13 protein-coding genes and 2 tRNA genes are annotated in these 9,967 nt (G+C 34.2%); 5 read left to right on the top strand and 10 right to left on the bottom strand.

Going from position 1 to position 9,967, the window contains the following annotated elements; genetic code table 11:
* Positions 1 to 187: 187 nt before the first annotated feature.
* Entirely contained in the window at positions 188 to 1,180 is a 993-nt protein-coding gene (locus tag BOQ62_RS12335) for a serine hydrolase domain-containing protein (RefSeq protein ID WP_129039881.1), read from the top strand.
* A 74-nt stretch (positions 1,181 to 1,254) separates the two neighbouring features.
* On the opposite strand, the gene BOQ62_RS12330 is transcribed toward BOQ62_RS12335, so the two are convergent.
* The 7 genes from BOQ62_RS12330 to BOQ62_RS12310 form a co-directional block, all read right to left on the bottom strand.
* The gene (locus tag BOQ62_RS12330) at positions 1,255 to 1,620 is read right to left on the bottom strand and encodes a hypothetical protein (RefSeq protein WP_129039880.1); all 366 of its coding nucleotides are present in this window, start codon (positions 1,618 to 1,620) and stop codon (positions 1,255 to 1,257) included.
* A gap of 68 nt (positions 1,621 to 1,688) precedes the next feature.
* Positions 1,689 to 2,255 (bottom strand): sugar O-acetyltransferase, encoded by a 567-nt coding sequence (locus BOQ62_RS12325; protein WP_129039878.1) that lies wholly within the window; start codon positions 2,253 to 2,255, stop codon positions 1,689 to 1,691.
* A 221-nt stretch (positions 2,256 to 2,476) separates the two neighbouring features.
* The gene (locus BOQ62_RS12320) at positions 2,477 to 3,031 is read right to left on the bottom strand and encodes a GLPGLI family protein (RefSeq protein ID WP_262708333.1); all 555 of its coding nucleotides are present in this window, start codon (positions 3,029 to 3,031) and stop codon (positions 2,477 to 2,479) included.
* A 68-nt stretch (positions 3,032 to 3,099) separates the two neighbouring features.
* The gene (locus BOQ62_RS23255; RefSeq protein ID WP_228414035.1) at positions 3,100 to 3,366 is read right to left on the bottom strand and encodes a hypothetical protein; all 267 of its coding nucleotides are present in this window, start codon (positions 3,364 to 3,366) and stop codon (positions 3,100 to 3,102) included.
* Between the two features lie 71 nt (positions 3,367 to 3,437).
* Positions 3,438 to 4,991 (bottom strand): M56 family metallopeptidase, encoded by a 1,554-nt coding sequence (locus BOQ62_RS12315; protein ID WP_228414033.1) that lies wholly within the window; start codon positions 4,989 to 4,991, stop codon positions 3,438 to 3,440.
* A gap of 74 nt (positions 4,992 to 5,065) precedes the next feature.
* Positions 5,066 to 5,308, bottom strand: coding sequence for a hypothetical protein (locus BOQ62_RS23250; RefSeq protein ID WP_228414031.1), 243 nt, complete (start codon positions 5,306 to 5,308; stop codon positions 5,066 to 5,068).
* A gap of 5 nt (positions 5,309 to 5,313) precedes the next feature.
* A complete protein-coding gene (locus BOQ62_RS12310) occupies positions 5,314 to 5,679 on the bottom strand; it encodes a BlaI/MecI/CopY family transcriptional regulator (RefSeq protein ID WP_034695620.1) in 366 nt (121 codons plus the stop codon).
* Between the two features lie 453 nt (positions 5,680 to 6,132).
* Here BOQ62_RS12310 and BOQ62_RS12305 point away from each other — a divergent pair, with 453 nt between their 5' ends.
* Both BOQ62_RS12305 and BOQ62_RS12300 read left to right on the top strand, forming a co-directional pair.
* Positions 6,133 to 6,699 (top strand): glutathione peroxidase, encoded by a 567-nt coding sequence (locus tag BOQ62_RS12305; RefSeq protein ID WP_129039876.1) that lies wholly within the window; start codon positions 6,133 to 6,135, stop codon positions 6,697 to 6,699.
* A gap of 320 nt (positions 6,700 to 7,019) precedes the next feature.
* Positions 7,020 to 7,601 carry a hypothetical protein gene (locus tag BOQ62_RS12300; RefSeq protein WP_129039875.1) on the top strand — a complete coding sequence of 194 codons (582 nt, stop codon included), beginning with the start codon at positions 7,020 to 7,022 and terminating at the stop codon, positions 7,599 to 7,601.
* 351 nt (positions 7,602 to 7,952) lie between these two features.
* On the opposite strand, the gene BOQ62_RS12295 is transcribed toward BOQ62_RS12300, so the two are convergent.
* Positions 7,953 to 8,399, bottom strand: coding sequence for a GNAT family N-acetyltransferase (locus BOQ62_RS12295; RefSeq protein ID WP_129039873.1), 447 nt, complete (start codon positions 8,397 to 8,399; stop codon positions 7,953 to 7,955).
* Between the two features lie 181 nt (positions 8,400 to 8,580).
* Here BOQ62_RS12295 and BOQ62_RS12290 point away from each other — a divergent pair, with 181 nt between their 5' ends.
* The gene (locus tag BOQ62_RS12290) at positions 8,581 to 9,294 is read left to right on the top strand and encodes a 2OG-Fe(II) oxygenase (RefSeq protein WP_129039871.1); all 714 of its coding nucleotides are present in this window, start codon (positions 8,581 to 8,583) and stop codon (positions 9,292 to 9,294) included.
* Between the two features lie 33 nt (positions 9,295 to 9,327).
* Positions 9,328 to 9,573 (top strand): Ada metal-binding domain-containing protein, encoded by a 246-nt coding sequence (locus tag BOQ62_RS12285; RefSeq protein ID WP_129039870.1) that lies wholly within the window; start codon positions 9,328 to 9,330, stop codon positions 9,571 to 9,573.
* A 188-nt stretch (positions 9,574 to 9,761) separates the two neighbouring features.
* On the opposite strand, the gene BOQ62_RS12280 is transcribed toward BOQ62_RS12285, so the two are convergent.
* Both BOQ62_RS12280 and BOQ62_RS12275 read right to left on the bottom strand, forming a co-directional pair.
* Positions 9,762 to 9,834, bottom strand: a tRNA-Met gene (locus BOQ62_RS12280).
* A gap of 38 nt (positions 9,835 to 9,872) precedes the next feature.
* Positions 9,873 to 9,945 (bottom strand) — tRNA-Met (locus BOQ62_RS12275).
* Between the last annotated feature and the right edge of the window lie 22 nt (positions 9,946 to 9,967).

The following is a 9,967-nucleotide window of genomic DNA, read 5'->3' as shown; positions in this document are numbered from 1 at the left end:
AAGTTCAATGCATTCTAATTTGAAAGCAATGCTAAATTTTTCTTTTCTATACATAAAAAATGCCCCTAAAAAGCGTCTAACTTTTTGGGGGCAGTCCAAATGTTTCGGGATTTCTTATTGGGTACCATCCGGAATTGTTTTCAGATTTAACTAATGACCGGTATCCGAATCAAAAACAAAAAGAGCCATGAAAAAGAGTATTCTTCTATTGACATTATTTTCTTTTGTTTTCGGGTTCTCTCAAAACATAACTTTTTCAAAAGAAAAACTGGAGCAGCTTAATCAGTTTAATCTTGAAAATAAGAGCCGTGCTTTTATCATCTTTCAGGATGGAAAAATCATTAATGAACAATATTTTGGAACAAAAATTATAGATAAAGAGCCTTTCGATGCCAATTCCAATTGGTATTGGGCTTCTGCAGGGAAATCTCTTACGGCTGTTCTTATCGGAATTGCCCAACAGGAGAAGTTATTAAACATCAACGATCCAGTATCAAAATATTTGGGAAAATGGACAGGAATGGATAAAAATTCTGAAGATAAAATTACCATTAAAACTCTTCTGACCATGACTTCCGGACTTGACTATTCTCAGGATCAAACCTGCAATTATGGAAACTGTTTTGCTATGAAAAATCCGGCAGGAAACTTCTGGTATTATGACACCTCAGCCTATTCTCAGCTGGCAAAAGTAATCGAAAAAGCAAGTCATAAAAGTATTGATCAGTATACTTCTGAAAAGCTTTCAGGTTCCGGTATTTCCGGGAAATGGATTCCTTATGAAAACGGTCTTGTATTTTCCAGTACGGCAAAGAGTTTTTTGCAATTCGGAAAGCTTGTTTTAAATAAAGGAAAATTAAATAATAAAGTCTATTATCAATACGACAGTTATTTTCAGCAAATGACAGATACCTCTCAGGAAGTTAATCCTTCTTATGGCTATTTGTGGTGGCTTAATGGGAAAAGCAGCATAAGAGTTCCGGGATTTGAGCAGTCTTTCAATCAATCATTGGTTCCTGACGCTCCTAAAGATATGTTCTGTGCATTGGGTAAAAACGGGCAAATCCTTGATATTGTTCCCAGTAAAAATCTCATCATTATCAGAATGGGTGAAAACCCGAATAGATACAGCAATATGATAAAATTTCACAGAGAGCTATGGAATCATATTTTACAATAAAAGCGGTCTCAAAGGTTAGAGTATATCTATTTTGAGACCGCTTTCTTATCATTTTCAGATTTATTTTATCAGATCTATTTCAAGAATATTATTTTTTCTTTTTCCGGAAGAGTTTTCCAGTTTTGTTTTCTGTTTTCCTGAACCTGGTATTCGTCAGAACCAAGGGTTGTAAAGAAATTGGTAGAATAATCCGGATACATTTTTTCAATATTATAGCGTATTCTCCCTTTAAACTTAAAACTTCCCAGATTAATATTTAAGCTTTGGGTATCTTTCTCCGTAATGGCCTGCATTGTGGAGTCTGACTGAAAGTAGTCTTTGCTGTAAAATTTGGATCCTTTGGAGGTAATTTCGAGATACATGGTTTCTGTTTCCTGTTTATCTCTGGCAGTAGACTGTGATAAACTTGTACTCGTAGATAAATCTTTGATTCTGGGCATTAGCCATTACAGCCATTATCAGGCTGAATAAGATGATTACTTTTTTCATGGTTAGTTTATTATAGTTTTTAGTTTTCTTTTGTAATATTTTTTACAACCTTACATGGGTTGCCTACAGCCACTACATAATCAGGAATATCTTTCGTTACCACACTTCCTGCTCCAATCACAGAGTTGTTTCCAATGGAAACACCCGGAAGTACCACTACATTTCCTCCCAGCCATACATTATTACCTACTTTGATTGGGTGTGCATATTCTAAGCCTTCATTTCTTTGTTCTGCATCAAGCGGATGGCCTGCTGTATAAAAACTGCAGTTTGGGCCGATAAACACGTTATCACCAAACTCTACTTTGGCACAATCTAAAATAACAAGGTTATGATTAGCATAGAAGTTCTCTCCTACTTTTATATTATATCCGTAATCACACCAGAAATTCGGTTCTATACAGATATTTTCTTGTATATTGCCAATAATCCTTTGAAGAAGTTTGTATCTGTTTTCTGTATCAGAGTTGTTCAATCCGTTATATTCCTGACACAGATCTTTACATTGTATCCGCTCCTGAATCAGTTCTTTGTCATAATTGGCATTGTATAAAAGTCCGGCTGCACATTTTTCCTTTTCTGTCATGTGATATAACGTCGATTATTGTTACTTATTGCTTATTGCTTATTGCTTATTGCTTATTGCTTATTGCTTATTGCTTATTGCTTATTGAAAGATAAGAAATCCGTTTTGATAAACTTAGTTGACATTTATCATTAATCTCTGTATCCAAGATTTGTATTCTCTAAAAAAACAAAACAGGATGACACTCTTGCCATCCCGTTGATATTAGAAAATATATAATTTTACTTGAACAAATCCGGTTCTATTTTATTGTTATTTTTTAATTGATCTTCTTTTGCTCTTTTTTCAATATTCCTGTACACTTCATTCATGTCAATGCTTTTTCCATCCTGATTTTTCATTTGCACTACAGCTCCTGCCGGAAGCGTGCTCATGGTCTGCTTCATATCTTTTGTAGGATCCAGCAGATAATCTTTCCAGGCTTTTTTAAACTGTTTTTTGCTGATCTCTATTTCTTTACCTCCTAGACCTATGGTAGTAAGACCAGGTATCTGAAGATCTTCCTGTGATGCAGCTTCTGTTTTCTTATTTCCGATCAGAGTCATAATATGAGAGCCAGTTTTATCCTCAATCTTAACAATGAGTCCCGGTAGTCCATAAAATTTATATGGTCCATCCTGAAAAGGAATATCTGTAGAAAACCATGCTATCCAACTTCTTCCTCCATAATTGGTAGTTGCTTTCTGGGTATTATACTCTCCGATTTTCTGTTTTTCAGGAAGAATTTTCCATTCAGGTTTTTGATCTTCCGGCATTTTATAGCTAGTATTCCCAATGTTTTCTGAAAATGAAATACTGTAATCCGGATACTTTTTTGTAACGGTTGAGGAAATTGCCCCCGGTTTTATATTTTTTTGATATTAATACTTCCTCCGAATCCTCCTTTCATCTGCTTAGCAATGTCTGCTTTTATTGTTGAATCAGCAACAAATTTTTCATGACTGTAATATTTAGATCCGTTTTTATCAATGTCCAGAAACATAACATCACTTTTCACATCTGCTTTATTAGTAGAATCAGAGATGTATTTATAGTCATAGAAAAATCTGTTGACTTGTGCATGTATGGTCACACTTAAAAACGCCAGTAAAAGCCAATATATTTTTTTCATAATTAATGTATTTATTTAAATAGTATTAAAAAGGCTTTGCTAATTTGAAACTAACAAAGCCTGATGAAACTTTATTTCTTTGTCTCGACTCTTACTTCCCCCTGCTTAAGACTTCCTGTCTTCTGAGTATTGACATTAACTCTCGAGATATTCTTTGCATCTAATGAGTTCACATCATCCTGAGAAACCTCTCTTCCGTCAATATAATATTTATATTTTACGTCATCAGTACCTGATATTGTAAACTTCTTTACCCCATTCATTGCGATGTTTCCGTCGCTATCTTTTTTGATAAAATCTGCATTCATTACAACAACACCAGGTGAACCGCTACTCACTTTAATAAAGGTACCGTCTCTGAAGCTGGCGGATCTTTTTTCGGCTTCTGCTCGGGCTTTTTCAACATCTCTTCGGATTTTATCTCCGTCAATCCTTATTCTTTCGCCCTCTACTCTTATTCTTTCTCCTTCAGCTCTGGCTCTGTCGCCTTCCATTCGGGCTTTGGTGGCTTCGACCATTGCTTTTTTAGCTTCAGCCATTGCCTTACTTATTTCTTCTTTTTCTTTAGCGCTTAAATCTTTATAATTAACAATTTTATTGGTTTTGAAATAAGTTATTTTTGGTTCTCTCGGTTCTTTTGGTGCTTTAGGCGGTACAGGAACTTGCAGTTTTCCTATTCTTTCAGCCTCTCTTTCCGCTTTTTTTGCAGCTCTTTCTATTTTACGGAGATCTTTTTTACTAAGAGGTTCCATATTCTCGAGCTCCTTCATCTGATTTTTCCATTCTGTAGAATTAAAATACTGATCAACTTCAACTTTTGAAGCAATTTCTCCTATTTCTGATGCCAGATTGCTTATTTCTTCTATTTTATCACTGAACAGATCACTTTCAGGATCCAAACCTTTCAGCTCTTTCTCTTTTTCTTTTATCTTCTTTTCAAGACCTGCAATTTTTGTATGGTCTTCAGGCGATACGGTTTTCAGTTCTGCAATTTGTTCCTGACCAGATTTTCCAGGTCTTATCGTATCTTTTTTGATTTCTGAAACTACTTTTTTTATAGAAAGATTTGTTGCTTCAATTTCTCTGTTTTTAGCATTTACCAGATAAGCAAAAGCTATTGAAAATACCACCGGCAATGCAAAAATTCTTCGCGCATATCCGAATTTGGTTTTAGGTTTTTGTAACATTTTAAGTCTTTTTTTAAGGTTTGAACTTAGAAACGGACTGGTAACAGGCAACTGTGTTCCGGAAAAGTGGCTTGCTAAAAGCATCTGCGCAAATGCTTTGGTGTCCGATTGTTTTACGGCTTTTTTATCAGCCAGATATTCGTGGATTAAATTAATTTCTCTTTTAATGAGATGAAAGAAGGGATTGAACCAGAAAACAGAGGTAATAATCTCGATAAAGATCTTATCAAATGAGTGTTTTTGTTCAATATGTACCATTTCATGCTTTAAAATCTGTTTTCCGATATCAGAATGCAGGGTGATTGTATTCTTCCAGAACAGGTTTTTAAAGTAGGAAAATGGAGCTTCGGCGAGGTCTGTACGGTAAAAATTGATACCGTCAAAACTTTCTTTCTGAAATTGGTTTTTAAACTGCTGGATTTTGAAAATCCCATACAACAGCTTCCCTAAAAAATAGATAGAAACCAGTCCCAGAGCTGAAAAAATAATGTTAAAATAAAGGTTACCATTGTCTATGTTTTTTGTGTGTTAAAATTCTGAATCTTGTCAAGAAGCATATACATATCATTATTTACCTCTATCGTAAAATCGTCTACTCTGATGAGTGGCAATAACAGTGATATTACAATTGCTGCCAACAGATAAAATCTGTTATAATGATGGAATGTCTTGTCTTTTAAAGACAACTGGTAGTACAAAAACGTTACACCTGAGCATAAAATAGTTTTTCCAAAGTATAAAAGTAGTGCTTCCATAGGGCTTAGTCTTTCTTTTTGAGTTCATCTAATAGCATCTCAAGATCTTCAACTGTCATTTCATTTTTTTCTACCAGAAATGAAACGGCACTTTTATAAGAACCTTTAAAATAGTTTTTTACAAGGCTCTTCATGGTTTTCCCGGAATATTGTTCTTTTGAAACCAAAGGAAAATACTCATGCTGTCTTCCATATACATGATAATCTACAAATTCTTTATCCTTCAATACTTTTAAAATAGTAGAAACAGTATTGGTATGCGGTTTAGGTTCCGGAAAAAGATCAAGCACATCCTTTAGGAAGCCTTTTTCTAATTTCCATAAATACTGCATTACCTGCTCTTCTGCTTTGGTTAGAGTCTGAATTTTCATATCCTGTTCATTTATTAATTATAGTGTGATACAATCATTTCATTTTATATCACTAACAAATTAGTTATACAAATGTAGAAATAAAATTGAATCAAACAACTATTTTTTAGTGATAAAGTATTCAAAAATATAATTACCTGAAAATCAACAAAATAAAAATAGTTAAAATTTATTAAATTTTTAATAAATGGAATTATTGGGTGTTTATTTTACACTAAAAACGTCAAATTATTCTTGGGCTTTAATCAATCGGAAAAATCCTTGTCAATGTTATGAACCTTGACAAGGATCAAAAACTAAAAAATAATATTGCAAAAGGATTTATTGCCGTAAATTTGATATTCTGATATTTCCGAAGAATGATTTTGGCAAGAGATTAACCACTAAAAGTCAAAATTGTAGGAAGACTCATCAGTAATTCAATATATAAATTAATAGTAAAATCTTTTTCAAATGAAAAAAATACTTTTTATCGGAATGGTGCTTATAGGAATCATAAGCCTTTCATCATTTATTAAATCAGACGATTCTACAGGTCCGAAACCTGCAAAATCAATTTATGACTTTAAGATTGAATCCATAGACGGCGGAAAAATTGATTTCTCGGATTACAAAGGAAAATACATCCTTATCGTAAACACTGCGTCCAAATGTGGATATACGCCTCAATACAAAGGATTGGAACAGCTTTACAAAGATTATGGTGACAAATTGGTTGTCGTAGGCTTCCCATCTGATAATTTTGCAGACCAGGAGTTTCATGACAATGTGGAAATCAAATCTTTTTGCGAAAAGAATTACGGAGTAACCTTTCCTCTTACCACTTCAGTGGATGTAAAAGGGGCAAAAATCACTCCGGTATTTGATTACCTTACCCACAAATCTCAAAATGGTGTAATGGATGCAAAAATAAGCTGGAATTTTAACAAGTTTCTGATCAGCCCGGAAGGAAAATTACTGGAATATTTTGATTCTAAAGTAGTTCCTGAAAGTGATAAAATCACCCATTATTTTAAATAAATAATCCTAAAAAAACACTGCTATTGTTATCATAGCAGTGTTTTTTATTCATATGTCCTCATCCCTTACTATTATTCTTAAAGCATAATTGCCAAAGAATAGAATAAGATTCCACAACGAAAAGCAAATCAGACAGATACATTGAGTTTTATTAACATTTTCAAATTACAAAAATCATGTCAATAAAGACCCTGAAGACGTCATTTTTACAACAATGATTCATATACATTATAAATTTGTTAAAATTTATTAAATAAATATTAAAATGTATTTGTTTTAACCGGGAAATTATATTTATTTTAGTGCTTTAAAAATTTCTCATGAAAAGATATAATTTATTGATTGTACTATTACTGCTCATTTTCAATGTTACTACAGCACAAAAGAAGGGTTCTCCTGCTGCCGATCTTAGCATATTAAAAGATACGAAATCAAAAATAGAAGCTACCGTTCCATTGGTGATTCAGCATCTTCAGACGATTTCTACCAAGGAAGGGGATAACAATATTGTGAATAACGGAAAAATAGCGGTAGGTAAGCAATACGGCATTTTAGAATCTGAATGGTATTTATACAGAAACAATATGAAAAACTGTATCCTTAACAATTCTTCCAAAAAAGCTAAGAAATGTATGGAATACCATAACAACATGTTCAGAGGTACAATGATTAACTACAACAATTATATTACCAACCTTACCAGAAAGAACGGTTATCTGGGTGTTGAAGGAGATACAAAATTCGAATTTAAGCCTGCTGATATTGCTACAAAGCTAGGTGAAGCTTACCTGAATGCCTATGAGGCTGCAGGCAGAATGAAAGCTGATCAGAAAAGAGACTTTTTGGGACAGACTATGTCTGATGACAACAAGCTTACTCCTTACACTCAACTGGCACAATAATATTTAAATCATATTAAAACATAAAAAAGAGAACTGCAATAGCGGTTCTCTTTTTATTTAAAAGCAAAAAATCTCCGCCGGAAAAAGCAGTTTTGTGGTACTAATCATAAAACCCTTGGGGAAAAAGTAGAAAATTAGGCGGAGATTTTTTTGCATACACTCTACAGATCAACTGTCCTACCCATGATCTGTAAGAGCTTTACAAAAATAGAACTATACCCTTCTGCAAGCTGAAAATCCCTGTAGAATTAAACGTCAAGAATTGTAGAACTAATACTACTTTTCAAGAAAAAAGCTGAAAGCATATTACTTTATACTTCCAGCTTCCAACTTAAAAATCCTTTATTACTTTTATTTCCACCAATGGTAGTAATTATGAAGTCCATCATATTCAAAACCACAACGCGGATACAATGTATTTCCGATATCGTTCGTTTTTTCTGTTTCCAGCATCAGTCCGCATGCTCCGGTTTCTTCACACCACTGTTTGCTACGGTCAATTAATGCTACAGAAAGTCCTTTTCCTCTGTAATCAGGATGAACAAATAAATCACTCAACAGCCACTGCTTTTGTAATTTGGTATAATGAAAGAGCTTGTAAAGCTGTACAAAGCCCACTGCTTTGCCATCAGCCAAGGCAAGAAAAATATCCGATTCACTGTTTAAAAACCGTTCTTTGAGAAAAGCCTTTCCTTTTTCAATATCCGGTTCCTGTCTGTAAAAAACACGGTAAAGGTTGAATAATTCTGCCGTTTCATCAAGATCCTCAAGGCTTGCCTTCTTAATACTGTAATTCATAGTTATGTATTTTAATTAACAGAACAAAAATAGCCTTAAGCAGGACTATTTCTACGATCCAGATTAGGATTATACAGATAGTCCAACATTTGTAATCTCTATTCTTAAAGAATAAATACCGCATGTTTCGGATTTTATTATGATGAACAACTTCAGAATTTTGCAGTATTAAATCAAGACAATGAAAAATATTATCCAAAAAATAGAAAATACGGATTGGCAGCAACTTACGGAAACAATGCATAAAAATGGATATGCTGTAATTCCTAATCTGTTATCAGATAATGAATGTGAACAACTAAAATTCAACTATGATCATTCCGCTCTTTACCGAAAAACAGTTGTCATGGCCAGACATCGTTTTGGATTGGGAGAATATAAATATTTTAATTATCCGCTTCCTGAAATCATTCAGACCATACGAACCAATATGTATCCGCATTTGGCTTCTATAGCCAATTCATGGTTCAACGCTTTACATATTGAAACTCAATTTCCATTGGATCATCAGGTGTTTTTACAGCAATGTCATCTTAACGGACAACAAAAAGCTACTGTCTTAATTTTAAAATATGCGGAAGGTGGTTTTAATACTTTGCACCAGGATTTGTATGGTGATGTATACTTTCCTATCCAAATGGTAGTAATGCTCAGTGAACCTGATCAGGATTTTACAGGAGGTGAATTTGTTCTTACCCAACAGATTCCCAGGGCACAATCAAAGGCCATTGTTTTAAAGCCTAAAAAAGGGGATGTCCTTATTTTTACCACTCAATTTAAGCCTGAAAAAGGTACGAAAGGATATTACAGGGTGAATATGAAACATGGAGTAAGTGAGGTAAAAGAAGGAAACCGATATGCTTTGGGAATAATTTTCCATGATGCAACAAGTTAGTTATGTAACAACAAACGTAAACTCCAAATTACAATGATCCACCATTCTCAAATATCAAGTGAAAATCTAAGGCGTAAAATTCACAGCAAAGAAACTGTCTTTGGAGGAAATAAAAAATTGAAGATCTACGGATTATTGAGCTGCAGATCAGGAAAAAGAATGAAAAAGGAAAACAGAGTGTTCTTCATGGATGAAAAAGAAGCACTTGAAAATAAGTTCCGTCCTTGTGGACATTGTATGAGGGAAGCTTATAAAAAGTGGAAGGAATGTTTATATTAGTTAAACGCAAAGATTCAATAACTGATGTTAAATTTTTAAGGGAGCCAAGATGGAATCAACTTCATTGATTCTTTCTAAGCTAACGCATGCCATATACCTTCATCAGCGGCTTGCTTGCTTCACTTTATTCGCAATGACTGATAGTAAACAAAAAAGAGAAGCAATAGTATTGCTTCTCTTTCGTTTAGTAGCGGGAACCGGACTCGAACCGATGACCTTCGGGTTATGAGCCCGACGAGCTACCTACTGCTCCATCCCGCGGTGTATTTTTAGAGTGCTTACCGAAAGCACTTGCTTAGTAGCGGGAACCGGACTCGAACCGATGACCTTCGGGTTATGAGCCCGACGAGCTACCTACTGCTCCATCCCGCGGTGTATTTTTAGAGTGCTTACC

Origin of the sequence: Chryseobacterium sp. CH21 (assembly GCF_004119445.1) — a bacterium.
GTDB lineage: Bacteria > Bacteroidota > Bacteroidia > Flavobacteriales > Weeksellaceae > Chryseobacterium.
This window is presented reverse-complemented; position numbering and strand designations above follow the sequence as displayed.